At 59.7% G+C, this 25,270-nt stretch carries 25 protein-coding genes, 2 pseudogenes and 1 riboswitch; of the genes and pseudogenes, 17 read left to right on the forward strand and 10 right to left on the reverse strand.

The window, feature by feature from the left end; all coding sequences use genetic code 11:
- The first annotated feature begins 3 nt into the window (after positions 1 to 3).
- Entirely contained in the window at positions 4 to 261 is a 258-nt protein-coding gene (locus CARG_RS09815) for a type II toxin-antitoxin system RelE family toxin (protein WP_081761597.1), read from the forward strand.
- Positions 262 to 380: 119 nt separating this feature from the next.
- Here CARG_RS09815 and CARG_RS10045 read toward each other — a convergent pair.
- From CARG_RS10045 to CARG_RS03490, 5 genes and pseudogenes are all read right to left on the reverse strand, one after another.
- Positions 381 to 476 (reverse strand): annotated as a pseudogene (locus CARG_RS10045) (integrase core domain-containing protein); the annotation flags it as partial.
- A 26-nt stretch (positions 477 to 502) separates the two neighbouring features.
- Positions 503 to 1,817, reverse strand: a pseudogene (locus CARG_RS03475) (ISL3 family transposase).
- A 284-nt stretch (positions 1,818 to 2,101) separates the two neighbouring features.
- A complete protein-coding gene (locus CARG_RS03480) occupies positions 2,102 to 3,994 on the reverse strand; it encodes a heavy metal translocating P-type ATPase (RefSeq protein ID WP_020976013.1) in 1,893 nt (630 codons plus the stop codon).
- Positions 3,991 to 4,350 carry a Cd(II)/Pb(II)-sensing metalloregulatory transcriptional regulator CmtR gene (gene cmtR, locus CARG_RS03485; protein WP_020976014.1) on the reverse strand — a complete coding sequence of 120 codons (360 nt, stop codon included), beginning with the start codon at positions 4,348 to 4,350 and terminating at the stop codon, positions 3,991 to 3,993. The genes CARG_RS03480 and cmtR overlap by 4 nt, the downstream gene beginning before the upstream one ends.
- An 82-nt stretch (positions 4,351 to 4,432) precedes the next feature.
- Positions 4,433 to 4,540 carry an alkane 1-monooxygenase gene (locus CARG_RS03490; RefSeq protein WP_407637006.1) on the reverse strand — a complete coding sequence of 36 codons (108 nt, stop codon included), beginning with the start codon at positions 4,538 to 4,540 and terminating at the stop codon, positions 4,433 to 4,435.
- Positions 4,541 to 4,800: 260 nt separating this feature from the next.
- Here CARG_RS03490 and CARG_RS09820 point away from each other — a divergent pair, with 260 nt between their 5' ends.
- Both CARG_RS09820 and CARG_RS03495 read left to right on the forward strand, forming a co-directional pair.
- Positions 4,801 to 5,082 carry a type II toxin-antitoxin system RelE/ParE family toxin gene (locus CARG_RS09820; RefSeq protein WP_081761598.1) on the forward strand — a complete coding sequence of 94 codons (282 nt, stop codon included), beginning with the start codon at positions 4,801 to 4,803 and terminating at the stop codon, positions 5,080 to 5,082.
- Positions 5,083 to 5,090: 8 nt separating this feature from the next.
- On the forward strand, positions 5,091 to 5,390 hold the full coding sequence (locus tag CARG_RS03495; RefSeq protein ID WP_020976016.1) for a HigA family addiction module antitoxin: 300 nt from the start codon (positions 5,091 to 5,093) through the stop codon (positions 5,388 to 5,390).
- A gap of 74 nt (positions 5,391 to 5,464) precedes the next feature.
- Here CARG_RS03495 and CARG_RS03500 read toward each other — a convergent pair whose 3' ends face one another.
- The 3 genes from CARG_RS03500 to CARG_RS09600 are packed head-to-tail and all read right to left on the reverse strand — an operon-like array spanning position 5,465 to position 7,393.
- Positions 5,465 to 5,761 carry a hypothetical protein gene (locus tag CARG_RS03500; RefSeq protein WP_020976017.1) on the reverse strand — a complete coding sequence of 99 codons (297 nt, stop codon included), beginning with the start codon at positions 5,759 to 5,761 and terminating at the stop codon, positions 5,465 to 5,467.
- 36 nt (positions 5,762 to 5,797) lie between these two features.
- The gene (locus CARG_RS03505) at positions 5,798 to 6,757 is read right to left on the reverse strand and encodes a DUF808 domain-containing protein (protein ID WP_020976018.1); all 960 of its coding nucleotides are present in this window, start codon (positions 6,755 to 6,757) and stop codon (positions 5,798 to 5,800) included.
- The gene (locus CARG_RS09600) at positions 6,758 to 7,393 is read right to left on the reverse strand and encodes a DUF4232 domain-containing protein (protein ID WP_169733197.1); all 636 of its coding nucleotides are present in this window, start codon (positions 7,391 to 7,393) and stop codon (positions 6,758 to 6,760) included. It abuts the gene before it with no gap.
- Positions 7,394 to 7,494: 101 nt separating this feature from the next.
- Positions 7,495 to 7,591: riboswitch (TPP riboswitch) on the forward strand.
- On the opposite strand from CARG_RS09600, the gene CARG_RS03515 reads away from it, so the two are divergent.
- The 7 genes from CARG_RS03515 (at position 7,588) to CARG_RS03545 (ending at position 16,306) form a co-directional block, all read left to right on the forward strand.
- Positions 7,588 to 8,235: an ECF transporter S component gene (locus tag CARG_RS03515; protein ID WP_020976020.1), complete on the forward strand. Its 648-nt coding sequence runs from the start codon at positions 7,588 to 7,590 to the stop codon at positions 8,233 to 8,235. (Overlaps the previous riboswitch by 4 nt.)
- A gap of 7 nt (positions 8,236 to 8,242) precedes the next feature.
- Entirely contained in the window at positions 8,243 to 9,841 is a 1,599-nt protein-coding gene (locus CARG_RS03520) for an ABC transporter ATP-binding protein (protein ID WP_020976021.1), read from the forward strand.
- Positions 9,838 to 10,608: an energy-coupling factor transporter transmembrane component T family protein gene (locus tag CARG_RS03525; protein WP_020976022.1), complete on the forward strand. Its 771-nt coding sequence runs from the start codon at positions 9,838 to 9,840 to the stop codon at positions 10,606 to 10,608. Before CARG_RS03520 ends, CARG_RS03525 begins: the two co-directional genes overlap by 4 nt.
- Positions 10,609 to 10,851: 243 nt before the next feature.
- Positions 10,852 to 12,429 (forward strand): peptide ABC transporter substrate-binding protein, encoded by a 1,578-nt coding sequence (locus tag CARG_RS03530; protein ID WP_041746951.1) that lies wholly within the window; start codon positions 10,852 to 10,854, stop codon positions 12,427 to 12,429.
- Positions 12,430 to 12,682: 253 nt separating this feature from the next.
- Positions 12,683 to 13,609 (forward strand): ABC transporter permease, encoded by a 927-nt coding sequence (locus CARG_RS03535; protein ID WP_020976024.1) that lies wholly within the window; start codon positions 12,683 to 12,685, stop codon positions 13,607 to 13,609.
- Positions 13,602 to 14,582: an ABC transporter permease gene (locus CARG_RS03540; protein ID WP_020976025.1), complete on the forward strand. Its 981-nt coding sequence runs from the start codon at positions 13,602 to 13,604 to the stop codon at positions 14,580 to 14,582. Before CARG_RS03535 ends, CARG_RS03540 begins: the two co-directional genes overlap by 8 nt.
- Positions 14,583 to 14,584: 2 nt before the next feature.
- Positions 14,585 to 16,306, forward strand: a complete 1,722-nt coding sequence (locus tag CARG_RS03545) for a dipeptide ABC transporter ATP-binding protein (RefSeq protein WP_020976026.1) — start codon at positions 14,585 to 14,587, stop codon at positions 16,304 to 16,306.
- A gap of 275 nt (positions 16,307 to 16,581) precedes the next feature.
- On the opposite strand, the gene CARG_RS03550 is transcribed toward CARG_RS03545, so the two are convergent.
- Positions 16,582 to 17,118: a DUF402 domain-containing protein gene (locus tag CARG_RS03550; RefSeq protein ID WP_020976028.1), complete on the reverse strand. Its 537-nt coding sequence runs from the start codon at positions 17,116 to 17,118 to the stop codon at positions 16,582 to 16,584.
- The gene (locus CARG_RS03555) at positions 17,118 to 17,831 is read right to left on the reverse strand and encodes an Rv1157c family protein (RefSeq protein ID WP_020976029.1); all 714 of its coding nucleotides are present in this window, start codon (positions 17,829 to 17,831) and stop codon (positions 17,118 to 17,120) included. The genes CARG_RS03550 and CARG_RS03555 overlap by 1 nt, the downstream gene beginning before the upstream one ends.
- Positions 17,832 to 18,141: 310 nt before the next feature.
- On the opposite strand from CARG_RS03555, the gene typA reads away from it, so the two are divergent.
- From typA to CARG_RS03590, 7 genes are all read left to right on the forward strand, one after another.
- Positions 18,142 to 20,052, forward strand: coding sequence for a translational GTPase TypA (typA, locus tag CARG_RS03560; RefSeq protein ID WP_020976030.1), 1,911 nt, complete (start codon positions 18,142 to 18,144; stop codon positions 20,050 to 20,052).
- A 121-nt stretch (positions 20,053 to 20,173) separates the two neighbouring features.
- Positions 20,174 to 21,913 (forward strand): ABC transporter family substrate-binding protein, encoded by a 1,740-nt coding sequence (locus tag CARG_RS03565; protein WP_144198532.1) that lies wholly within the window; start codon positions 20,174 to 20,176, stop codon positions 21,911 to 21,913.
- Between the two features lie 42 nt (positions 21,914 to 21,955).
- Entirely contained in the window at positions 21,956 to 22,804 is an 849-nt protein-coding gene (gene mshB, locus CARG_RS03570; RefSeq protein WP_020976032.1) for an N-acetyl-1-D-myo-inositol-2-amino-2-deoxy-alpha-D-glucopyranoside deacetylase, read from the forward strand.
- A complete protein-coding gene (locus CARG_RS03575) occupies positions 22,794 to 23,210 on the forward strand; it encodes a hypothetical protein (RefSeq protein WP_020976033.1) in 417 nt (138 codons plus the stop codon). Before mshB ends, CARG_RS03575 begins: the two co-directional genes overlap by 11 nt.
- Positions 23,207 to 23,530: a ferredoxin gene (gene fdxA, locus CARG_RS03580; RefSeq protein WP_020976034.1), complete on the forward strand. Its 324-nt coding sequence runs from the start codon at positions 23,207 to 23,209 to the stop codon at positions 23,528 to 23,530. The genes CARG_RS03575 and fdxA overlap by 4 nt, the downstream gene beginning before the upstream one ends.
- A 22-nt stretch (positions 23,531 to 23,552) precedes the next feature.
- A complete protein-coding gene (dapC, locus tag CARG_RS03585) occupies positions 23,553 to 24,680 on the forward strand; it encodes a succinyldiaminopimelate transaminase (protein ID WP_020976035.1) in 1,128 nt (375 codons plus the stop codon).
- A gap of 14 nt (positions 24,681 to 24,694) precedes the next feature.
- Positions 24,695 to 25,192, forward strand: a complete 498-nt coding sequence (locus tag CARG_RS03590) for a GtrA family protein (protein ID WP_020976036.1) — start codon at positions 24,695 to 24,697, stop codon at positions 25,190 to 25,192.
- Positions 25,193 to 25,270: the final 78 nt, after the last annotated feature.

Consider the following 25,270-nt stretch of genomic DNA (forward strand, 5'->3'; position numbering starts at 1 on the left):
TGGATGTCGTACGCGATCAGCTACGTTCCTTCAGCAGCTAAGGCTATTCGGAAGCTCGACAAATCGGTGGCTCGTCGGCTGCTTGAGGCCATCGATGGCCTCGCCACTGACCCGCGTCCGCCGGGCTTCATCCAGCTTGCGGGAGGCAGGGGAGAGTTCCGCATCCGCGTCGGTGACTATCGTGTCGTATACGACGTCCAGGATGGCGAGCTGATAATCCTTGTGCTCCGGGTCGGGCATCGCCGAGAGGTGTATCGATGAGGTGGCGTCCGCCGTCTCATGATGGAGGGGAGTTTGTTGGCGTGAGCTTGCCTAGATCGAACCAGCGAACTGAGCCCATGGCTGGCCAAGCGAAAAAGGGGCGGGTTTACAAGTCGCCGCTAGCTGTACTGACCGGGGAGGTTAGTTAACCGGGACACCGGTGGAAGACCCCCACACGCGGAATGGGGCCGGTGGTGATTGTAATCTCGCAGCCACCGGCCCTTTGTCGGCTCTTCACGATTTAGAGTGCGTTGATCCGGGCGTGCAGCTGCCCGGAGTGAATCAGGCACCGCAAGATGTAGTAGTCGAGGTTGCCGAACCCCAGGGCGATCCCCCGTAGATGCTCTAACCGGCCATTGATGGCCTCGACCGGCCCGTTGGACGCCCCGATGTCGAAGTAAACCAGCACATCCTCGCGCCGACGCCACAACGTCCGACCCAGCTGGGCCAGCTCCTCCAACCCTTTCGGCACGCCCTTACGCAGGGTGTTGATGATCCGTTCCATCAACTTCTTGCCCTCCGATTTCTTCGGGTGCCCGTAGGCCTGGATCATGTCCTGTGAGAGCCATCCACGTGACCTCGAGTGCCACGTATTCGTCATCGGTGGCCCACAACAGGTCCAGCCGCCTGTTCTGCCGCTCGGTGAGGTAGTTCCTCCTGGTCAGCAAGGTCCGCCGGTGCTTGTACAGCGGATCATCCTTGCGTCCACGACGCCCCGTGGTCTCACGTTGGAGCCTCTGCCGGCAGCCAGTGAGCTTGTCCGCTGCCAGATGCACGACGTGGAACGGATCCATCACCTTCCTCGCCTGGGGCAGTACCTGGTCGACGGCGGTGGCGTAGCCGGTGAAGCCGTCCATGGTCACCACCTGCACCTGGCTGCGGAAACCAGGGTCGCGTTCCTGCAGCCACGTGCGCAGCACGTCCGCGCTGCGGCCTGGGCGGATATCCAGTAGTCGGGCCGGCCCACGGCCATCGGCCAGCGGGGTGAGGTCGACCAGGATCGTCACCAGGTTCGACGGCTTGCCTGGCTTCCGGGCGTGCTTCCACACGTGCTCATCCACCCCGAGGATGCGCACCCCGTCCAGATGGGAGGGGTTGTCGTAGACGAGCTGTCGGCAGGCGTCCACAGCGACCTGATTGACCAGTTCCCACCCCACCCCGAGGGCCTTGGCGGTGGCGGCCACGCTCATCCGGTCGATGGCCAGTAGCTGGAGGATCCAGCCGGTCACCCGTTCGGTGAGCTTGGCCCCGTCATTGGCGCAGTTGAGGCAGGCTTGGAAGATTTTCCGCCGACATTGTTGATTGGTGCAGGTGAATCGGGGGACACGAACGTGCAGGCGGGTGGGAAACCCCACGACCGGCAGGTCAACCAGTCGGCGGACAGTGTGATCACGCAGTTTCCCGGGTTGGGTGCAGTCGGGGCAGTGCCCCTCGACAGCGACCGGGGCGGCGTCGATGATGGTGAAGGTTCCGACGTCGGCGGCTGCGGTGATCGTCAAGCCGATTTCTGCCGTGCGGCAGATGGTGTCTGCGACGAGGTTGCCACTAGGCTGCACAGTAGGGTCCTGGTTCGGTCAGATGGAAGCGTCGTAACTCTCATCTTGTACCGGCCAGGACCCCTTATATGTTGTGCCACCCCGAACCGGGCTCTGCGGTCAGCTACGCACTCCGAAACGCGAAGAGCCCCTTAACCGGCTGGGGTACGTGCCGCGAAGAGCCAGGTCGCCGAGTACGATCCCGATTCCACGGAGACGGACCGTGAACTCGAATTACGTGCCTGGCCCAAGGTGTGTCCGCTCGGCGTGTGGTTTAACCCTTACGAGACTTGCCGGTCGCAGCCTCAGCGTTTCGCTTGCGCAGCCCGCAGGCCGTTCAAGATCACGATCACTTCGGCGACCTCGTGGACCAACACGACGGCGGCCAGGCCCAGCACGCCGCTGATCGCCAGCGGCATTAACACGATGATGATGGCCAGAGACAGCACGATGTTCTGGTTGATGATCCTGCCGCCTCGGCGGGCGTGCTGCAGCGCCTTCGGGATCAGCCGGAGGTCGTGGCCGGTGAAGGCGACGTCAGCGGACTCGATCGCGGCGTCAGAGCCGGTCGCTCCCATCGCTATGCCCACCGTCGCGCCCGCCAGCGCAGGCGCGTCGTTGATGCCGTCGCCAATCATCGCCGTCGGCGTCTTGGAGGAGAGTTCGGCGACGATGCTTGCCTTGTCCTCCGGGCGAAGCTCGGCGCGCACGTCGTCGATTCCGGCGATTTCAGCCAGCGCCCGGGCGGTGCGAGTGTTGTCGCCGGTGAGCATGCTCACTTCCACGCCGTTGGCGTGCAGGGTCTGCACGACTTGGGGTACCTCGGGCCGCAGCTCGTCGCGGACCCCGATCGCCCCGGCGAGGGCGTCATCGACGGTGACAAGGACGCAGGTCTGGCCCTCGGACTCCATGCGCTCAACGTCTGCCTTTAGTGGCCCGGCATCGATCCACCGGGGGCTGCCCACCAGCACCCGTCGACCTTCGACGGTGCCGCCGATGCCATGTCCGGCTTCCTCGCTGATGTCCTGGGCAGAGGGCGCTTCGGGCACCGCTGCCGCGATCGCCGCGGCGAGGGGGTGCGTCGATTGCTGCTCAACTGCCGCCGCGAAGGCAAGCACCTGCGCCCGATCGAATCCGTCTGCCGGGACCACGTCGGTAACCTCGGGCTGGTTGCGTGTAAGGGTTCCGGTCTTGTCCACCGCCAGGTGACGGATGCCGCCGAGCCGCTCGAACGCCGCGCCGGACTTGATGACCACGCCGAACTGGCTGGCCGCGCCGATCGCGGCCACGACCGTCAGCGGCACGGAGATTGCCAGCGCGCACGGCGATGCTGCGACCAGGACCACCAACGCGCGGGTGATCCACGTCTCGGGGTCGCCGAGCAGCGAGCCAATCACGCCGACCAGCACCGCCAGGATCATCACTCCGGGCACTAGGGGTTGGGCAATCCGGTCGGCGATCCGGGCGCGGTCGCCCTTTTCCGCCTGCGCCTGCTCGACCAGGTCCACGAGTGTGGTCAGCGAGTTGTCCGTTCCAGCTGCGGTCGTCTCGACCTCCAGAACACCGGCGGAGTTGATCGCTCCCGCGGGCACCTCGTCGCCGGGTGCGACCTCCTCCGGAATGGATTCTCCGGTGATCGCTGAGGTGTCAAGGCTGGAGCGTCCGGAACGAATGATGCCGTCCGTGGCGATCCGCTCCCCAGGGCGAACGAGCATCAGCTCGCCAGCCACGAGGTCCTTCGCTGCGACCTCGACCGTCGTGCCGTCGCGCAGCACCGTCGCGGTCTGCGGCACCAACTTCAACAGTGCCCGCAGTCCGCCCTGGGCCCGGTCCATCGCCTTGTCTTCCAGTGCCTCAGCGATCGCGTACAGGAACGCTAGAGCCGCAGCCTCTCCGACGTAGCCGAGGATTACCGCGCCGACCGCGCTGATCGTCATCAGCAACCCAATGCCGAGCTTGCGCTTTTTGACAAGGTTCCGGATCGCTCCAGGCGCGAACGTATACGCCCCCAACAGTAGGCCGACCCAGAACAGTATTGTCGCGGGTGTCTCCAGTCCGGCCCAGTCCAGCGCCAGGCCTATACCGAGGGCTACGCCAGAGAAGATCGGCAGTAGCAACTCGGCGTCCTTCCACCATGGCCGATCGAGATCTTCGATCTCCGTGGCTGGTTCGTGTTCGCATCCACATGCTGAACTCATGCGTCCGCTCCTTTCCCGTCGCAGCCAGGCACCGAGCACTCAGGGTCGATGCACGGGGTGTTCTCGTCGACAGCCAACGTCGCGTTCACTAGCGCGTTGAGCGCTGTCGCGAGGTGCGGATCGGCGATTTCGTAGCGTGTCTTGCGGCCCTCCGGCTCGGCGAGGACGATGCCGCAGTCACGCAAGCAGGTCAGGTGGTTCGAGACGTTCGAGCGGGTCAGGTCCAGGTCGCGCGAAAGCACGGCCGGGTAGCTCGGGCCGTCGAGTAGGGTCATCAGGATTCTGGAGCGCGTCGGATCCGCCATGGCCCGGCCGAGCCGGTTCATGACGTCGAGGCGTGAAGCAATAGTCAGCATGTGCTGAACAGTACAACGTGTGCTGAACTATTCAAAATGGGCTGTACTGGCAGTCACGCGAAGGTCCTGTGACCTGCAAGAATTAGTCGATGGGATAGCCGATGACTAGTTCTTCGCGGTTTGGCTGCCACGCCCACGCGGGGGCGACGTGGGTGGCAAAGTTCTCCAGAATCTTCACGTTGGCGTCCACGCCCATCCCGCAAAACCTATACGTGTTTCCTTGCGCCCCATATGTTCTCTGTGTACTGACGCAAATTACTGTTTTTTGATTGTTGCAGGCTAACGAGAAAGTAACTTTGCAACGACACGTAGTCGAATTCAAATTCAACGTCTAAGTGATCGTCTAGTCCATCCAGTCGAGCACTGACTCGAGCTGCTCCTGCACTGATCGCTCTAGAGTTAACGCACAGCGTTAATGACGCGAAGAGTTATGTTTGGCATGATTATTTTGTGATCAGATCATTTGGTAACCGCGACGCGGAGCTTGTGTGGCTGCGCGAACCGGCTCCAAAGCTTGATCTAAGGATTCATAGAGTTGCTAATCGCAAGCTTCAGCTCCTGGACGCTGCAACCTCCTTGAATTCCCTGAGAGTTTCGCCGGGGAATCGGCTTGAGGCTTTGAAAGGGGACCGAAAAGGTCAGTACAGTATACGGATCAACAGTCAATGGAGGATTTGTTTTAACTGGACTGAGGCAGGCCCAGAGAACGCGATCATTGAGGATTATCATTAAGGAGAATCATGGCCGAAAAGTTATATGAGCCGATACATCCTGGTGAGGTTCTGATGGAGGATTTCATCAAAGGGTTTGGCATTACGCAACACAAACTGGCCGTTGATATTGAAGTGCCACCCCGCAGGATAAATGAAATCGTTCATGGCAAGCGCGCAATCACTGCGGATACCGCGCTTCGGTTAGGTCGTTATTTTGGGATCGAATCTCAGTTCTGGCTGAATCTTCAGAGTCGCTATGATCTGGAAAAGGCCCAGAGTGCAGCAGCTGAGCAACTTGACAAAATCGTGCCTATCGTTGCTGCTTGATCAACATTTCACAGGTTTGACCTCCATCTTTTTGGCGAGTGCTCTTCAGCGTCACAATCACTACGCTAATGAAGTCAGGGCCCGAAACGGTGGCGGGTGCACCTGGAATTAGGCCGACCAGGGCATCGCGGATTTGTAGCTTCATTCTTCGAAAAGAAGTTGCGTTCTGCACCCTCTTGTAGATTGTCTTCGATCCTCGCCCGGAGGTCTTCTGCCGTCTCAGTAGTCCAGATGGTGTAGCTCGGGTCGATGCTAGATTTCCCATCGCCGAGCATTCTGTCGAGAATAGGACGAACGAGCTCAGCTAGTCGAGCATCTTCGGCGAACATAAGGGCCTGTTCGATGGCAATGCGGTCTACGGCAATGCCCATGATGGCGCTAACCCTTTTTCCTGTTAAACAGCGTGTTTATTTCTTCGATACGAGCGCTTTTAGTGCCACCACCACTGCGGTGATGATCGCACCGACCACCAGGCCAAATGCCGCGGAAGCCAATGTGTCCACTACCCATGACGCCGCGCCTACCGATGCTGCGTGCGTCGCGTGCAGCAACCACTCAACAACATGATGCGGCCCATCCACGCCGAGCTCGTGCAAGTTATGGATGGCAATGTGCCCGCCCACCCACAGCATGGCAAATGTGCCAACTTTGGACAGGATCTCGAGGATTATCGGCATGGCCCGAACCATCACCCTGCCGAGATGAACGCCAAACCCGCTCGCCTTGGGGCGTGTCGAGATTCTTAATCCAATATCGTCGAGTTTGACCAACACTCCGACAACGCCGTACACACCAGCGGTGATCACCAGAGCCACAGCTAACAACACAGCGATCTGAATACCCAGGGAGCGCTGAGCTACCTCAGCTAGGGAGATGATCATGATCTCGGCGCTCAGAATCAGATCCGTGCGGATCGCGCCCATTACCAGCGACTTTTCCTGCTCCTTGGCGCTTGCAGGTTCCTGCGCGGCGATGGGGGTATCCGCGGCGTCATCATCGTGGTGCTTGAGCAACCCCACTGCTTCAAGTATTTTTTCCGCGCCCTCAAAGGACAAAAATAGGCCGCCGATCAACAGCAACGGCGGCAAAGCCCAGGGGGCAAAATAGTTCAAGGCCAAGGCGATTGGCAAAATAATGATCGCTTTATTAAAAAGTGAACCTTTAGCGATGCGCCAAATAATCGGAAGCTCGCGCGCGGGAGTCACCCCGTGCACGAACTGCGGGGTGACGGCGGCATCATCGATGACGACACCAGCGGCCTTAGCCGAGGTTTTGGCAGTGGCCGCAGCCACGTCATCCACGCTGGCGGAAGCTGCCTTGGCGATCAACGCGACGTCATCAAGAAGCGCCGCGAGGCCCCCCGCCATTTAACGCACCATCCCGGTAAATAGCGTGTGGATTTGCTCATTTCCGCAGGTTGCGACAGTCAGCGGTAGGGTAACCCACTCGGTATCCCCGGGTGGGTAAACCTTCAAAGCGGTGGAGTCGATCGTGTTGCATTCTTTCGGATCGAAGGCCAACGCGTTGGTGCTGCGGACGCTAAATGACGCCGCGTCTCCCGTGGCCAACGTCAATGACTGCGGGGTAGCAGAGGCTGGCTCGCGGTCAGCAGCGGCGCCAATCTGGGATCCATCCACGTCTATCAAGCTCACGCCAGGGAAGCCCGCGACAGTGCACGAGGGGCCGTCGTTGCGCAGGGACACGTCAATAATGGTGGAACCTGTGGCCCCTTGGACCTGTTCGATGGTGCCGACAAGGTTGTGGGCCGCACACGGTGCAACGGCTGCAGCGGCGGCGGGGGTGCTGGATGAAGACGAAGGCGACGCCGTGACAGCGGCATCTGCGACAGAAGAGGCGTCCGCCGACCCATCGTTGGAAGAACACGCAGAAAGCGTTAGCACTGCGGCGAGGGCGGCTGTTGTGGCAGCACACAGTGTCAATGGTGTGTGTACGCGGTTGCTGCGCACACGGGCAGGGGCTGGGGTGCTGGATGTGGTGCTCATGCGGTTCAGTCTACTTGTGTGCAGGTTGCTACCGCCCATACTCACGCGGATGGGGGAGGCCACGGCCACCAATTAGGTTGCGGGTTTGGACGTGCTAACCTTTAAACGTCCACGGGTGCCTCCTTGGAGGCTGAGAGCCTAAACCGTCCGAACCTGATCCGGTTAATACCGGCGATAGGGAGAGAGAAACCACTATGTCTTTCGCGTCTTCTGAACCTTCCGCACAACCCTCAACACAGCCGCAGTTTGGCGCAACGCCGCGCCGATCCTGGCGGGCTATTGACATCATCGTGGCGTGCGTATTGTCTGTTGCTATTGGCCTGATTTTCTGGGTGTGGAACACCGTCGGCGTCATTTGGGGCGACAGCTTGTCTGCCCTGACTCCGGGCCTCCACGGCTTGGCGTTGGGTATTTGGCTGTTGGGTGGCCCGATGGTGATGCTTGTTATTCGCAAGCCGGGCGCCGCGTTTATCGGTGAGCTTCTTGCCGCCAGTGTGTCTGCTTCTTTGGGCAGCGTGTGGGGCATCGGCGTGTTGTACTCGGGTCTTGCCCAGGGGTTGGGCGCCGAATTGATCTTCTTGATTTTCGCGTACCGCCGATTTGGTGCCGGTGTCGCGATGCTGGCGGGTGCCGGGGCAGGGCTGGGCGCTGTCATTCTTGAGCTGTTCATGTACGGCAACTTGGCGAAGTCGATCGAATTCAACGTCATTTACGGCATTACCTCGATGATTTCTGGCGCTATTTTGGCTGGTCTGCTGTCCTTCTTCTTGGTTCGTGCGTTGGCTCAGACTGGTGCGCTGGACAAGTTCCCTGCTGGTCGCGAACGCATGAAGACGGTGTAGCGCTTCCGTGGGTGACCGCATTGTCGCGCGTGGTTTAGGTTTTCGTCATTCCACGCGCAAACAGTTTGCTTTCCGCGGCGTCAATATTGATATTCCTGCTGGGCAGAGGGTACTTCTTGTTGGTGCCTCTGGTGTGGGAAAATCGACTTTGTTGGCTGCGGTTGCGGGGGTTCTTGGGCCCGACGAGGGCGAGTTCGAAGGTCAGCTGACCGTCGGGGATCAGCCGCCGGCGCCTGGTCGTGTCGGCATGGTGTTGCAGGATCCTGACTCGCAGGTGATGTACGCCAGGGTGGGTGATGACGTCGCGTTTGGTTGCGAAAACATGGGCGTTGCGCGCGAAGAAATCTGGCGTAGGGTCCCCGAGGCGTTGTCCATGGTGGGGCTGGATCTTCCGCTAGACCACCCGACTTCGGAGCTATCGGGTGGGCAGAAGCAGCGTCTGGCGTTGGCTGGTGTGATTGCGATGCAGCCGGACGTCATCGTGTTGGATGAGCCAACCGCCAACGTAGACCCGGAAGGCACGCGGGATTTGCTGGCTGCTGTCCAGCGGTGCGTCGATGCTACGGGCGCGACCTTGTTGGTAGTTGAGCACCGGGTGGATATTTGGGCGCCGCAGGTAGATCGGGTGATTGTTCTTGGTCGTTCCGATGATGACGCCGCGGAGAGCAACGGGGCGGGGGCTGTGGTCGCTGACGGTTCCCCCGAGGATGTTTTGGTGGGTTCTTCCGAGTTTTTGCGGCGTATCGGCATTTGGGTTCCTGAAGCCTATGACGAGAACCGTGGCGATGATGCTGGAATGCCTGTCGTCCACGAGCAGTCTGCCGGGGATATGAAGGAACAGCCCGTGTTGCAGGCGCGCGGTTTGGTCACTGGGTGGGCAATAGATGCTCCCATGGGCACTGTTGTGCAGTGCTCTACCGCCCGGTGTTCCTCGGACACTAGTGGTCTTGATCTAGAGGTTTTCGCGGGTAGCTCCACGGTGATTACGGGTGTCAATGGGGTTGGCAAGACGACATTGGCGCTGACTCTAGCCGGCCTATTAGAACCCCTAGCTGGCACAATTCAGGTCAAAGAATACAAGCGCCCGCCGCAGCAATGGAGCTCGCGGGCCCTGGCGCGGCGAATAGGTTTTGTGTTCCAAGACCCGGAGCACCAATTCATGGCCCCCACTGTGAGGGAAGAACTTTTGTTGGCTGCGGCGTCGCAAACCCTGCCCCCCGATGGGCTTGCCCGCTTCTTCGGCCAGTTCGGTGGGGTGAAATCCTACCTGAAGCGCTTGGACGGCCAACATCGTGTGGCGGCAGAGGCCGAGGCGGCGTCATTGCTTGAACGATTGCGCCTGGAGCAATTGCAGCATGCCAATCCTTTCACCTTGTCGGGTGGACAAAAGCGGCGTCTGTCGGTGGCGACGGCGTTGATGGCAAAACCATCGATTGTCATTCTGGACGAACCCACTTTCGGTCAGGACCGTCGCACATTTTTCGAGCTCGTGGAGCTATTAAGGGACCTGACGCGCGCGGGCTCGGCGGTTATTTCCATCACGCATGATCCCTTGTTTATTGAATTGATGGGGGACCAGCGCTGGAATCTGGAGGCTGCGCGATGAATGTGCTTGAGAAGGTCAACCCGGTTGTTCGGCTCATCGCGGTGATGCTGCTAACGACCCCACTGTTGTTTAGTGTCGACGTTGTGTCGGCTGCTGTGTGCCTAGCGTTTGTCGTTGCGCTGGCTCCGCTGTGTGGCGTCGGTCTTGTCCAGCTAGCGAAGACGGCGTGGCCCGTGTTTGCGGTGCTGCCGGTGGCGGGCCTATCGATGGCGTTGTACGGCAAGCGGGGTGGGCATGAGTATTTCTCTTTCTTTTATGCGCACGTGACTGATAATTCGCTGATGCTTGCCGCCGCGATCATGGTGAGAATGCTGGCGGTGAGTTTGCCTGTGATTATCGTTGCGCGCACTCTGGATTCCACGCGTTTGGGCGATGGCTTGGCCCAGGTGTTGCATTTTCCGGCGCGTTTTGTGATTGGTGCGGTGTCTGCTGTTCGGATGGTGGGGCTGTTCCGGCGGGATTGGCAGGCGTTGGGGCGTGCGCGTCGCAGCCGTGGTTTGGCTAATGATGGTCGCATTTTCCGCGCGTTCACCATGGTTTTTGCTTTGTTGGTTCTTGCGTTGCGCCGTGCCGATAAATTAGCGACGGCGATGGATGCCCGTGGTTTTGGTGCTCCAGGGAAACGGACGTGGGCGCGCCCGTCAACGGTGGGAATGTCTGACGTCGCGGCGGTGTGTGTTGCCATCGCTGTTGCGGCGATCAGCATTGCTGTGGCTGTGGTCACCGGTTCTTATGATTTTTTGAACTTGGGCTCGTCTAGCGCCTAGTGCCTTCTTTTCTTGGGGATGGGGTACGTGGTGGGGGAGGCGGTGGGGGAGGTTTGATCACAATTTGATAACCCACCCCGTTGAAAGTTGCTTTTTTAACCTCCGTCACAGTTAAGATAGTCAGCAACTCCCCACACAGTGGCCGCACAGTAAATATTCAGCGTTCTTCAATACCGACGCTCGGGGTTTGTCGCGGTTGCTGGGTGGGGCGATATCAAGTTCACCTCAAGGAGGAGCGTCAACGTGACGATGAAGAAGTACCTGGCAATCCCTATGTCCGCAGCGCTGATGTTCGGTCTCGCAGCTTGCTCGAGTGACGGCAGCTCTGGCGGCGGCGACAACTACATCATCGTCAACAGTTCTGAACCCCAGAACCCCCTCGTTCCGGCAAACACCACTGAAAACGGTGGCGGTCGCCCGATCGACATGCTCTACTCGGGTCTCGTCTACTACGACGCGAAGGGCGAAGAGCACAACGAGGTCGCAGAGAAGATCGAGACCGAAGACTCCCAGAAGTACACCATTACCCTTCGCAAGGACGCTAAGTTCTCTGACGGTTCCCCGGTGAAGGCTGAGAACTTCGTTAAGGCGTGGAACTACGCTGTGGAGAATTCTCTCCAGGCAGCGTCCTTCTTCGAGCCCATCAAGGGCTACGCCGAGGGTGTGAAGGAGATGGAAGGCCTGAAGGTTGTGGATGACTACACCTTCACTGTCGAGCTCACTCAGCCGGAGGCTGACTTCCCGCTGCGCCTCGGCTACTCCGCTTTCTACCCGATGCACGATTCCGCATTCGATGACATCGAGGCATACGGCCAGAAGCCGATCGGTAACGGACCTTACGTCCTCGAAGAGTGGAACCACGATGCATCCGCACTGCTGGTAAAGAACCCCGAGTACGTAGGCCCTCGCGAGGCCAAGAACGACGGCATTGACTTCCGCTTCTACGCAAAGATCGACGCCGCGTACACCGACCTGCTTGCTGGCAACCTCGACGTTATCGACGCTATTCCGGATTCCGCATTCAAGACCTACGAGTCCGAGCTCAATGGCCGTGCAGTCAACCAGCCTGCTGCTGTGTTCCAGTCCTTCACCGTTCCGGAGCGCCTCGATCACTTCAGCGGCGAGGAAGGCAACCTTCGTCGCCAGGCTCTGTCCATGGCCTTTGACCGCAGCGAGATCACCGAGAAGATCTTCGACGGAACCCGCACCCCGGCTAAGGACTTCACCTCCCCGGTCATCGCTGGCTACGACAAGGACCTGAAGGGTCACGATGTTCTCCAGTACAACCCGGAGAAGGCTAAGGAGCTGTGGGAGAAGGCAGATGCAATCTCCCCGTGGAGCGGCAGCTTCGAGATTGCCTACAACGCCGATGGTGGCCACCAGGGCTGGGTCGATGCGGTGACCAACTCGATCCGCAACACCCTTGGCATTGATGCTCAGGGCAAGCCGATGCCCGACTTCAAGTCCTTCCGCAACGAGGTGAAGGACCGCACCATCCAGACCGGTTTCCGTACCGGCTGGCAGGCTGACTACCCGGGCCTCGGTAACTTCCTTGTTCCGCTGTACACCACGGGTGCATCCTCCAACGATGGTGACTACAGCAGTGCAGCATTCGACGCACAGATGAAGAAGGCTGCGGGCGCGGACAGTGTTGAAGAGTCCAGCAAGCTCTACAACGAAGGCCAGGAGATCCTCTTCCAGGACCTGCCTGCTATCCCGCTGTGGTACTCCAACGTTAACGGTGGCTGGTCCGAGAACGTCGACAATGTCGTCTTCAACTGGAAGTCCGTCCCCGAGTACTACAGCATCACCAAGAAGTAATAATTATTTCTGCGTGAGTTATTCCAAGCTTGGCGGAAGTGCCAAGTGGAAGGAAAAGCCCCGACCGGTGCAGCGCAAACAACCAGTTCACTGGGAAGTCTGCACTGACCTGTTGGGGTTTTTCGTATGTTAACTACAGATCTTTAGAAGATCTTTGCGGTGTTTACATAATCTGATCCGATGGCTTTATCTGAGTCATCGTCAGTTAAGATAAATGCCGTTCCTAAGCCATCAATGAGAGGAAGGGGTGTACATGCTTCGCTATGTCGGCCGCCGGTTGCTACAGATGATCCCGGTCTTCTTCGGTGCCACCCTATTGATTTATGCCATGGTGTTTCTCATGCCTGGCGACCCAGTGCAGGCGCTCGGCGGTGACCGCGGTCTAACCGCAGCTGCAGAAGCACGCATCCGTGCCGAGTACAACCTGGACAAACCATTTTTCATCCAGTACCTGCTCTACATCAAAGGTATTCTGACGCTTGACTTCGGCACCACGTTCTCTGGGCGTCCCGTCATCGAAGTCATGGCACACGCCTTCCCCGTCACCATCAAGCTCGCTTTGATGGCACTGTGCTTCGAAGCCGTCTTCGGCATTCTTTTCGGTGTTTACGCAGGTGTCAAAAAGGGCGGATTCTTCGACTCCACCATTTTGGTTGTGTCGCTGTTCGTCATCGCTGTTCCCTCCTTCGTGATTGGCTTCGTCTTCCAGTTCCTAGTTGGCGTCAAGTGGGGGCTGTTGCCTCCTACAGTCGGCCCCAACGAGACTTTTAAGAACCTGCTCATGCCGGCCATCGTGCTTGGAGCAGTGTCTTTCGCTTACGTGATTCGTTTGACCCGTCAGTCGGTCTCCGAGAACCTCACTGCTGATTACGTGCGAACCGCCCGTGCAAAAGGCCTGGGCAACCGCGTAGTCATGATCAAGCACGTGCTGCGTAACTCGCTGATTCCCGTTGTTACCTACCTGGGTGCTGACCTCGGTAGTCTCATGGGTGGTGCCATCGTCACCGAGGGCATCTTCGGTATCAACGGCGTCGGCGGTCACCTCTACCAAGCTATTTTGAAGGGCGAGCCCACAACGGTTGTGTCCTTTACCACCGTGCTGGTGATCGTCTACATCGTTGCCAACCTGCTGGTTGACCTCCTGTACGCAGTACTCGACCCGAGGATCCGCTATGCATAACGTTGATAAAAACATTGGAAACCCCATCAAAGCAGAAGTGCGGGTGGGGCAGGAACACTACATTGCGGAAACTGACGAAACCGGTCTCGGTGCTGTTGACGCTGTAGCTGATGATTCAGCACCCGCTTCAATGTGGGCTGAGGCTTGGCGCTATGTTCGCAAACGGCCTCTGTTCTGGGTATCCAGCGTCATGATCGTTCTTGCGCTACTCATGGCCGCGCTACCTGGGCTGTTCACCAGCGTGGATCCCCGCTTGTGCGAGTTGAGTAACTCCTTGGCCGACCCCACTAGCGGCCACCCCTTCGGTTTCGACCGTCAGGGCTGCGACATTTACTCTCGCACCATTTACGGTGCTCGCGCATCCGTATCGGTGGGCGTGCTGACCACCTTGCTGGTCGTCTTGATTGGTGGCACCATCGGTGCACTCGCCGGTTACTTTGGTGGTTTTATTGACGCCATTCTTTCCCGCCTGACCGACGTCTTCTTCGCAGTGCCGCTAGTGCTTGCAGCCATCGTGGTTATGCAGATGTTCAAGGACAGCCGCACCATCGTCACCGTGGTCGTGGTTCTGGCTGCTTTCGGTTGGACGAACATCGCCCGCATTACGCGCGGAGCTGTGATGAGCGTGAAAAACGAAGAGTTCGTGACCGCCGCCCGCGCGGTGGGCGCATCCCGCACTCGCATGTTGCTCAATCACATTCTGCCCAACGCGGCAGCCCCCATCATCGTCTACGCAACCGTTGCACTCGGTGTGTTCATCGTGGCGGAAGCCACGCTGTCCTTCCTGGGTATTGGTCTGCCCCCGAGCGTTGTGTCTTGGGGTGGCGACATCTCCAATGCACAGGTGAGCTTGCGTAACCAGCCGATGGTTCTGTTCTATCCGGCGATGGCACTGGCACTGACCGTGCTCAGCTTCATCATGATGGGCGACGTCGTGCGTGACGCGCTGGATCCGAAGTCGAGGAAGCGATAACAATGACTAATCCTCAAAACAACAGCACCGAAGCAGTGCAAGAGTCTCGCAGCAGCGAAACCCCCTTGGTGGAGCTCCGTGACCTGAAGGTTTCCTTCACCAGTTCCACGGGTGTTGTCGACGCTGTCCGCGGCGTCAACCTGACGATCTACCCAGGGCAGTCTGTGGCCATCGTTGGCGAGTCTGGCTCCGGTAAATCCACCATGGCCATGGCCATCATCGGCCTTCTTCCAGGAACCGGCAGGATCACCGGCGGCAGCATCTTCTTCGAAGGCAAAGAAATTTCTAAGCTTTCCCCCAAGGAGATGCAGGATTACCGCGGCAGCGAGATCGGCCTGGTGCCTCAGGATCCGATGTCTAACCTCAACCCGGTGTGGAAGGTCGGTAGCCAGATCAAGGAGTCCTTGATCGCCAACGACCTGTCGAAGGGCAAAGAGGCCGACGAACGCGTCGCAGTCCTCCTTGACGAGGCAGGCCTTCCGGATGCTGCGCGCCGTGCCAAGCAATTCCCCCATGAGTTTTCCGGCGGCATGCGCCAGCGTGCACTCATCGCTATGGGTTTGGCCGCGCGTCCGAAGCTGCTGATTGCTGACGAGCCCACCTCTGCGCTGGACGTGACCGTGCAGCGCCGCATCCTCGACCACTTGGACGGGTTGACCACCGACCTGGGCACTGCGGTGCTGTTCATTACTCACGACCTGGGCTTGGCAGCTGAGCGCGTCGAGCACCTCGTCGTGATGCACCGCGGCCGTGTCGTTGAGTCCGGTCCCTCTTTACAGATCCTCCGAGATCCGCAGCACCCCTACACCAAGCGTTTGGTGAAGGCTGCTCCCTCCTTGGCATCCGCACGTATTCGTGCTGCGCAGGAGGAAGGCATCGAAACCGACGAGCTGCTGGCTAAGCACGAAAACGTGGAGACCGAAGAAGTCATCCGTGTTGAGAATCTGACCAAGGAGTTCCCCATTCGCGGGGCCAAGGGCGATAAGAAGATTCTCCGCGCAGTCGACGAGGTCTCCTTCACCCTCCAAAAAGGCCACACTCTGGCGCTTGTGGGCGAGTCCGGCTCCGGTAAGTCCACTGTTGCCAACATGGTGTTGAACCTGCTGGATCCGACTTCTGGCACCGTCTACTACAAGGGTACCGACCTGTCGACCCTGGGTAGCAAAGAGCTCTTTCAGATGCGCCGCAAGCTGCAGGTGGTTTTCCAGAACCCCTACGGCTCTCTGGACCCGATGTACTCGATCTACCGATGCATTGAAGAGCCCCTGAGCGTTCACAAGGTCGGCAACCGCAAGTCCCGTGAGAAGCGTGTGGCAGAGCTCCTCGACATGGTTGCTATGCCGCGCTCGACGATGCGCCGCTACCCGAACGAGTTGTCGGGTGGTCAGCGTCAGCGTATTGCTGTCGCTCGCGCGCTTGCGTTGGAGCCTGAGGTGATCGTTCTCGACGAGGCGGTCTCCGCACTGGATGTGCTGGTGCAGAATCAGATCCTTCAGCTGCTTGCTGAGCTTCAGGACAACCTGGACTTGAGCTACCTGTTCATTACCCACGACCTCGCTGTGGTGCGCCAGACCGCCGATGATGTGGTTGTGATGAAGCAGGGCAAGGTAGTGGAGCAGGGTACCGCGGACCAGATCTTCTCTGGTGCGAAGGAAGTCTACACCCGCGACCTCATTGACTCCGTGCCCGGCTTAGGCATCGAATTGGGTGCGACCTTGAACTAGGCGTTGCCTGGCTGTTTTTGATGACGCCGCGTTGGTCACTGTGTGAAGGTGATTAACGCGGCGTCATTTCTTTAAGTAACAACCGCGACGTCAAGACCTGCTACTTTGCAGGCGTAGGCCAGGTAGAGGCCTGCAGGGTCGGTTCCGAGTGATAACAAAAAGTACGCGCGCATGGTGGTGAAGTACCTGCTGCTCGGAGCGCTGCGGTCGATGCAGCTTCAGTGGCCTGCAGCAGACTTCGACGTTGATGCCGAACGCCGCAGAGTCGAAGCGTCCTAGCCGACGGGGGTGAGCTCCACGGACTCGGCCCAGTCAAGGTCGATGCCTTGGCTGCGCAGCCATGCCATGGGGTCGTCGTTGTGGCGGGTAATGCCGTCGACGGCTGCGAGCGTGGTTTCAATGGCTCGCTCGGCTTCCTCTGCAGTGATGAGCTTTTCGGAAGTAGCGGCGGCGAGCTCGTCGATGTCATCGACGTCGATGGGGCTACCGACGTGGCTGATCAAGTCGACGTAGAGGTCGCGGGTGGTCCAGGTGTTGCCGTCGCGTGAGATGTCCGCGATGTCAAAATAAAAGTCTTCGCGTGGGCATTCGGCGGTGTCGCGGTAGTGGAAGCGGTTGGCGCGCAGGCCGAGTTGCGGTAGCAGCCAGCTTTCGAGGTACCCAAAGTTGGGGTGGTTGGCGCCGCGGGCCATGTACAGGCCGAAGTCTGTGATGCGGTAGGTGTCGACGGCGCGTTTGAAGCCTTTGGGGTCGATGTTAATGTCGCGATCGACTGCGAAGGTTTCCTGTTTGACGGGGTGGATGTGTGTCATTAGTTCACCTCGAACACCGCTGCGGTGGGTAGGAAGTTGCAGGTGGCGGTTTCGGTGGCGACTCCGCCAGACAGCCATGCGGCGATGGTGCCGCGTCCGGTGTTGGCGGTTGCGTTGATGGTGGCGGGCCCGTTGGGGTTGATGCCGCCAAAGCTTAGGGGGGTGCTGCCGCGGGTGCCGGTGCTGAGGTTGATCCAGTCGACGCGCATGGTGCTTGCGTCTGGTTGTGCGATGGGATCGGTGCCTAGAGCTGTGAAAATGAATGCGGTGTGGCCGTCGTCGACGCCGGGTAGGGGTAGGTCGGCTGGGCCGGGCACGGCGATGGCGGTGCCTGTGGCTTTTTGTCCGTTGATGCAGTTGCCGGCGATGGTGGGCCAGGCGAATTGGGCGATGCGTGGTGCGCCTTCGGGAATGTCGACGCCTGGTGTGCCGGTGCCTTCGATGAAGCCTACTGCGGTGGTGAGCTTGTCACGCAGGGGCTGGGGGAGTGCCGGATTATTGATGACGCCGCGGAGGTGGTCGAGGACGGGTTGTGTTGGGCGCCCAAGGTGGTCGACGTAGGTGCTGGGGTCGACTGACCCGGTGTCGGAGCTGGTAGGTACCGCGGGTTGTGCTTGGGCGTTGGTGGCTAGTGTCGCGGGGGATAGGGCTGCAGCGGTCACAGTTGCCGCGATCAAGGCCGCTTTGAGCGTACCGATGGTCGATATGCGCACCTAAACACTCCAATCACTTTCGTTAACTTGAATAACTCTAGAACACTCTAGTCACATGAGTTTCGGGGGTCAAGCTTTCCTATATGCAATTTTCTCCCCCGGTTACCCCCAATGACATGGGAAGAAACCAGGTGGGCTAGCACGGGGTTACTCGACGCTTGCCGTGACACCAGCCGTATCGTTATCCATGTCGGTGCTGGTGGCCAAAATGTTACAAATTGGTCACGAGTGCCGGTAGGGGAGTACTGTGTTCAGGGTTGTAATTTTTTAAATCCACAGGTGCGCCTGTGGATATGAGGTAGGAGAACCTTTGACTCAGACAGAGTTTCGTAACGTCGCCATCGTCGCGCACGTTGACCACGGAAAAACCACGCTCGTTGACGCCATGCTGCGCCAGTCCGGCGCCTTCGATGCTCACGCAGAGCTCGTCGACCGAGTGATGGACTCCGGTGACCTGGAAAAGGAAAAGGGCATCACCATCCTGGCTAAGAACACCGCCATCCGCCGCCATGGCGCAGGCAAAGACGGCCGCGACCTCATCATCAACGTCATCGACACCCCCGGTCACGCCGACTTCGGTGGCGAGGTTGAGCGTGCACTGTCCATGGTTGACGGCGTTGTCCTTCTGATCGACGCATCCGAAGGCCCCCTACCTCAGACCCGCTTCGTGCTCGGCAAGGCCCTGGCCGCCAAGATGCCCGTCATCATCGTCGTCAACAAGACCGACCGACCCGACGCCCGCATTGACGAAGTCGTCGAGGAAGCGCACGACCTCCTGCTGGAGCTCGCCTCCACCATCGAGGACGAAGAAGCAGCCGCAGCCGCCGAGAATCTCCTCGACCTACCTGTGCTCTACGCCTCCGGCCGTGAAGGCAAAGCCTCCACCACCAACCCCGGTAACGGCAACGTCCCCGAGGCCGAAGACCTCCAGGAACTGTTCGATGTCCTCTACGATGTGCTCCCCGAGCCCACCGCAGAGCTCGATGCGCCCCTGCAGGCTCACGTCACCAACCTTGACTCCTCCTCCTTCCTCGGCCGCATCGGCCTCGTCCGCGTTCACGCCGGCTCCTTGAAGAAGGGGCAGCAGGTTGCCTGGATTCACTACGACTCTGAAGGTAACCAGCACACCAAGACCGCCAAGATCGCAGAACTGCTGCGCACCGTTGGCGTCACCCGCGTGCCCACCGACGAGGTCATCGCAGGCGACATCGCCGCGATCTCCGGTATTGAAGAGATCATGATCGGCGACACCCTCGCTGACATCGACAATCCGGTCGCGCTTCCCCGTATCACTGTGGACGATCCCGCCATCTCCATGACCATTGGTGTGAACACCTCGCCGCTCGCAGGCCGCGGTGGCGGCGACAAGCTCACCGCCCGTGTCGTCAAGGCCCGCCTCGACCAGGAGCTCATCGGTAACGTCTCCATCAAGGTTCTTCCCACCGAGCGCCCCGACGCATGGGAAGTTCAGGGACGTGGCGAAATGGCCCTGTCCATCTTGGTGGAAACCATGCGCCGTGAAGGCTTCGAACTTACCGTCGGCAAGCCCCAGGTTGTGCCCCGCACCATCGACGGTAAACTCTACGAGCCCTTCGAGCACATGGTCATCGACGTTCCCGGCGAATACCAGGGCAACGTCACCCAGCTCATGGCCGCACGCAAGGGCCAGATGGTCCACATGGACAACACCGGCTCCGACTGGGTTCGCATGGAATACAAGGTTCCCGCACGTGGCCTCATCGGTTTCCGCACCACCTTCATGACCGAAACCCGCGGCACCGGCATCGCCAACCACTACTCCGAGGGCTACGAACCCTGGGCCGGCGAAATCAAGGGCCGTGCAACCGGTTCGCTCGTCGCCGACCGCTCCGGCCAGATCACTGCCTATGCTCTCCAGCAGCTGGCCGATCGAGGCTCCTTCTTCGTCGAACCCGGCACTGAAGCCTACGAAGGTATGGTCGTTGGCGCGAACAACCGCGACGAAGATATGGACATCAACATCACCCGTGAGAAGAAGCTCACCAACATGCGCTCCGCCACCGCAGACGCAACGGTGACCCTGGCCAAGGCCCGCAACCTCTCGCTGGAAGAAGCCATGGAATTCTGTGGCCAGGACGAATGCGTGGAGGTCACCCCCGAAACCATTCGCGTCCGCAAGGTCATCTTGAACGCCACCGAGCGTGGCCGTGCCCGCGCCCGCGAGAAGCAGCGCAACAAGTAAAAAACTTGAGCGTGCCGCAATAAGTGCTGCCATGTCTTCTCCATGCCACCCGGGCCCTTCCGAGAGGATAGCCGGGGTGGCAGGGCAACCTAGCGGCTAGACGCTGCTAAATTTGGGAAGGGTGAAAAACAACCGCGGCTACCTGCGAACCGGAACACTCCTGTGCGCGCTACTACTCCCGGCGTCATTAATGGCAGGGTGCTCAGCCCGCCCAGGCCCAGCGCCCACCGTGGACCCCAGCGAAGCCGCCCCCACGCTCGACCAAGGTCAAGACAACCTCTCCAGCGCCAACGTTGACAACCGACGCAGCCAACTGACCATCGGCATCGACCCAGTCGACAGCGGATTCAACCCACACCTCGCCGCCAACGACTACTCCTTCGTCCAATCCCTCGCGGCACTCGTATTTCCCAGCGCCTTCGTCCAAGGCCAACTCAACACCGACCTGCTAGTCAGCGCCGAAGAAATCCCACCAGCAGAAGGCGCCGCGCAAACCATCCGCTACGTCATCAACCCCGAAGCACAATGGAACGACGGCACCCCCATCTCCTACGCTGACTTCTACTACCTGTGGGACTCCATGCGCGACAATCCCGACGTCATCAACGGCGCCGGATACCGCGCCATCAAAGCGATGCGCACCTCCGACGGCGGCAAAAAAATCGAAGTCGACTTCGACCAACGCATACGCGACTGGAACGAACTCTTCGACAACATCCTGCCCGCCCACCTGCTCAAAGACGCCACCGGAGGATTCGACGGCGCACTCAAAACCTCCATCCCCGCCAGCGGCGGCCGCTACGCAGTCAAAGACATCGACTTCGCCCGCGGCATCTACACCATCGTCCGCAACGACCGCTTCTGGGGAAACAGCCCCGCAGCCACCGAAGTCCTCCAATTCCGCGAAATCCGAAGCGTCACCCAAGGCGTAGAAATGCTCCGCTCCGGCCAAATCAACTTCGTCGACGCCAGCCCCACGGAAACCGCAGAACTGTCCTACGACCTCATCCCCGACGCCCAAGTGCGTGCCTGGGACCGCAACTCCACCCTCACCATCGACTTCAACACGGCGTCAACCCGCATGCCAACCCCAGAACTACGCAAGCAACTCGCCGGCCTGATCGACACTGAACAACTCGCCATCCTCGCCACCGGGCGGCGCACCAACATCGCGGCCATCCCCAAAACAATAAACAATGACGCCGCGGGCAACGACAGCACAGCAGACGAACTGCGCGCGCTCAGCAACGACACCCCCCTTGTGATCGCAGCAGACCCCGCCGACGCCACCTCCACCTCCGCCGCAACGGCACTAGTGGACATGCTCGCAGGCAAAGGCGTGAAAGCGGAAGTCAAACTCGTCGAACTCGCAGACATCGCACGAAACCTCGCCCCACAAGGCCGTATCGACGCCACCATCAGCTGGCACCGCACCCCCAACACCTCACTGCTACTAGCCTCCGCCTACGGCTGCAGCACGGCCCCTACCAGCACAAAAGAAACAGAAGATCAATCCGATTCGACCACAACAGCAACCACAACCTCCACAACCCCTAACACCCCCAGCACCCAACCAGGCCGCTACACCCCGCAAGCGGCCAACCTCACACAATTCTGCAACCCAGAAATCAACGACGCCCTCGACCACGTCATCGCAGGAGAGAGTGACTTCGAAGAAACCAAAGCACTAGTGCAACGCTACAACCAAGAACAAACCCTCACCCTGCCCATACTCAACGACCGACGCCTAGACGTCCTCGGCCGCAACATCCAAGGACCCAAGCCAGAACTAGGGCAGTGGCCCATCATCCAACCAGCAGGAGTTCTACCCACCGCCGCCACCTGGAAATCCACCAGATAACCCCCAGGCAGCCCCCGAGTGAGCATCACCTATAGTAAAGGAATGCACACCACCGAGCCCCTCTCCGGAACCAGCATCCTCCTCGTCCACGCACACCCCGACGACGAAGCCATCTGGACAGGCGGCCTCATCGCCAAAGCCGCCAAACTCGGCGCCTACGTACACATCCTCACCTGCACCCTCGGTGAAGAAGGAGAAGTTATCGGCAACCAATGGGCCGAACTCACCTCCGACAAAGCCGACCAACTCGGCGGATACCGCATCCACGAACTCAACCGCAGCATCGCCGCACTAAGCGAAGCAGCCACCAACAGCAGCGGATCCGTCACCCACAGCTTCCTCGGCGGCGCCGGCCACTGGCGCGACTCCGGCATGGCAGGCAGCTCCACCAACAACCACCCCCGCGCATTCATCCACGCCGAACACGAAGCAACCCAAGCGCTCCGCGACGTCATTGAAGAACGAAACCCCGACTACATCATCACCTACGGCCCCGACGGCGGATACGGACACCCCGACCACATCCAAGCACACACCATCGTTACCAACGCCGCACGCCTCACCGACACCATCGCATGGGCAGTCACCGACCGCGAGACCTTCAACCACCACCACCAACAACTCACAGCTCCCGAAGGCTGGACACTCGCACCCCAAGACATCGCCACCATCGATACCACAACCAGCGAACACCCCGTGCAAAAAATCCCCCTCAGCGACCACATCCGTGGCATCAAAGCCAACGCCATGCGCCAACACGCCACCCAACTCATTGTCCCCACCAACACCATGTTCGCCCTATCCAACATGATCACCCAACCCCTCACCCCAGCCGAACACTACATCATTGCCCAAGGCCAGCCACTCCCAGAGGCACTTAGTGCCCACTAGGCCCACCAGCGGACGCCGAACCGCACTGCTGCTGCTCAGCATCTTCGCAGCAGCAACAGCACTCAGTGCATCCGCCAACCTTGGAACCACCAACACCACCACACTCCTCGCCACCTACGCACTCAACGCATGGTGGATACACGTCCTCACACGCACCGCACACCTCTGGAACAACCACCCCGCCACCACCACCCTCCCCGCACTGATCTACACCACCACTGCAGCACTGACCATCCTCGCCCTCCACCACCGCTGGGACAGCTTAGGCAGCGCTTGGACGATGCAAAGCGCAACAAGGAGTATCATCTTTGAGCTGAGTAGCATAGCAGGCATCCCCTGGGCCTACACGGCCATCTACCTGCGACAAAAGAAAAACCAACAGAAAGCCAGAAAACCAAAACAATGACCTACGTGATCGCCCAGCCCTGCGTTGACGTCATGGACCGCGCCTGCGTCGAAGAATGCCCCGTCGACTGCATCTACGAAGGCAAACGATCCCTCTACATCCACCCCGACGAATGCGTCGACTGCGGCGCCTGCGAACCGGTATGCCCCGTCGAAGCCATCTTCTACGAAGACGACGTACCCGACGAATGGGTCGAATTCAACGACGCCAACGTCGCCTTCTTCGACGACCTAGGATCCCCCGGCGGAGCAGCTAAACTCGGCCCCCAAGACTTCGACCCGCCCCTGGTCGCCCAACTCCCACCCCAAGTCGAAGACTAAAAATATCCCAAGGCTACATCTCATGAACTACGCCATTCACCCACCCCAACGCACCCCCCTCAACCTCCCCGACTTCCCCTGGGACAGCATCGCAGACGCAAAAAAACTCGCCTCCGAGCACCCAGACGGACTCATCAACCTCTCCGTTGGAACCCCCGTTGACGATGTAGCCCCTTCCATCCAACTCGCCCTCGCCGAAGCAGCCGCAATCCCCGGCTACCCCCAAACCATCGGCACCCCCGAACTCCGCAACGCCATCGCCGACGCCATGCACCGCCGATACAACATCGGCTCCCTCACCGACGACGAAATCCTCCCCGTCATCGGAACCAAAGAAGCCATCGCCAACCTCCCACACCTCCTCGGAATCGGCGCAGGCCACACCATCGTCATCCCCGAAATTGCCTACCCCACATACGAAGTAGCCGCACGCATCACCGGCGCCAACGTCGTCCGCGCCGACTCACTACTCCAACTCGGGCCCACCACACCCACCCTCATGTTCATCAACACCCCCTCCAACCCCACCGGCAAAGTCCTAGGACGCGACCACCTACGCAAAGTCGTCCAATGGTGCCAACAACGCGGCGTCATCCTCTGCTCTGACGAATGCTACCTCGGCCTCAACTGGAGCGAAGAAAAAGCCCACTCCATCCTTGACGACGAAATCTGCGACGGCAACCACACCGGCCTCATCGCCATCCACTCACTATCCAAAACCTCCAACATGGCCTCCTACCGATCCGGCTACCTCCTCGGAGACCCCACACTCATCTCCGAACTCCGCGAAGTACGCAAACACGCCGGCTTCATGATGCCCACCCAAATCCAGCACGCAACCATCGCCGCACTCAACGACGACGCACAAGAACAAGCCCAACAACTCCGCTACGCACAACGCCGAGCCACTCTCACCAGCGCACTCCTCGAAGCAGGCTTCACCATCGACCAATCCGAAGCCGGCCTCTACCTCTGGATCACCCGCAACGAAAACTGCCGCGACACCCTAAACTGGTTCGCCCAACGCGGCATCCTCGTAGCCCCCGGCGACTTCTACGGACCCAAAGCACACAACCACATCCGCATGGCACTCACCGGCACCGACGAACAAATCGCCCAAGTGCCCCAACGACTCCAAACCAACCCCTAAGGCACCCCACAACCATGCGCCAGTTCATCAAGTTTGGACTCGTCGGCGGCTCAGGCACCCTCGTCAACCTCATCGCCACCATCATCTTCACCAAACTCACCCTCTGGACCGCCGGCCACACCCCAGCCGACCCCTTCCTCAACCTCCTCGGCACCCAATTCCACCTACGCTGGTACCACATCATCATGACACTAGCGTTCCTCACCGCCAACACCTGGAACTACCAACTCAACCGCGTCTGGACCTTCAAAGCCGACAACCGCCAAAGCTGGTTCCGCGAATTCTTCCCCTTCCTCGCCACAGGAATCCTCAGCTACATCGTCTCCCTCATCGTCGCCACCCTCCTCATGAACCCCCACTCACCCCTCCACCTACCCAGCCACATCTTCGACGACACCACCGGACTCCGCACCAAATTCTACTGGGCCAACCTCATCTCCATCCTCGTCGCCATGCCGGTTAACTTCCTCGTCAACAAATTCTGGACATTTAAAGGTAAACCCATCGTGTAGATGATTTGGCGGGGTGATGGATGCTCACTCACTAGGCTTCGCCGGCACGCTAATGCGTGCTGGCTGCAGAATTCGTTC

The organism is Corynebacterium argentoratense DSM 44202 (assembly GCF_000590555.1).
GTDB classification, from domain to species: Bacteria; Actinomycetota; Actinomycetes; order Mycobacteriales; family Mycobacteriaceae; genus Corynebacterium; species Corynebacterium argentoratense.

Bases quoted from the DNA above. Each gene is read 5' to 3' on its own strand.
- CARG_RS03540 (WP_020976025.1), top strand. From the start codon at position 13,602: ATGCATAACGTTGATAAAAACATTGGAAACCCCATCAAAGCAGAAGTG.
- dapC (WP_020976035.1), top strand. From the start codon at position 23,553: ATGAACTACGCCATTCACCCACCCCAACGCACCCCCCTCAACCTCCCC.
- CARG_RS03590 (WP_020976036.1), top strand. From the start codon at position 24,695: ATGCGCCAGTTCATCAAGTTTGGACTCGTCGGCGGCTCAGGCACCCTC.
- CARG_RS03535 (WP_020976024.1), top strand. From the start codon at position 12,683: ATGCTTCGCTATGTCGGCCGCCGGTTGCTACAGATGATCCCGGTCTTC.
- fdxA (WP_020976034.1), top strand. From the start codon at position 23,207: ATGACCTACGTGATCGCCCAGCCCTGCGTTGACGTCATGGACCGCGCC.
- CARG_RS03505 (WP_020976018.1), bottom strand. From the start codon at position 6,757: ATGGCGGGGGGCCTCGCGGCGCTTCTTGATGACGTCGCGTTGATCGCC.
- mshB (WP_020976032.1), top strand. From the start codon at position 21,956: ATGCACACCACCGAGCCCCTCTCCGGAACCAGCATCCTCCTCGTCCAC.
- CARG_RS03545 (WP_020976026.1), top strand. From the start codon at position 14,585: ATGACTAATCCTCAAAACAACAGCACCGAAGCAGTGCAAGAGTCTCGC.
- CARG_RS09815 (WP_081761597.1), top strand. From the start codon at position 4: ATGTCGTACGCGATCAGCTACGTTCCTTCAGCAGCTAAGGCTATTCGG.
- CARG_RS03515 (WP_020976020.1), top strand. From the start codon at position 7,588: ATGTCTTTCGCGTCTTCTGAACCTTCCGCACAACCCTCAACACAGCCG.
- cmtR (WP_020976014.1), bottom strand. From the start codon at position 4,350: ATGCTGACTATTGCTTCACGCCTCGACGTCATGAACCGGCTCGGCCGG.
- CARG_RS03495 (WP_020976016.1), top strand. From the start codon at position 5,091: ATGGCCGAAAAGTTATATGAGCCGATACATCCTGGTGAGGTTCTGATG.
- CARG_RS09600 (WP_169733197.1), bottom strand. From the start codon at position 7,393: ATGAGCACCACATCCAGCACCCCAGCCCCTGCCCGTGTGCGCAGCAAC.
- CARG_RS03500 (WP_020976017.1), bottom strand. From the start codon at position 5,761: ATGGGCATTGCCGTAGACCGCATTGCCATCGAACAGGCCCTTATGTTC.
- CARG_RS03550 (WP_020976028.1), bottom strand. From the start codon at position 17,118: ATGACACACATCCACCCCGTCAAACAGGAAACCTTCGCAGTCGATCGC.
- CARG_RS03525 (WP_020976022.1), top strand. From the start codon at position 9,838: ATGAATGTGCTTGAGAAGGTCAACCCGGTTGTTCGGCTCATCGCGGTG.
- CARG_RS03480 (WP_020976013.1), bottom strand. From the start codon at position 3,994: ATGAGTTCAGCATGTGGATGCGAACACGAACCAGCCACGGAGATCGAA.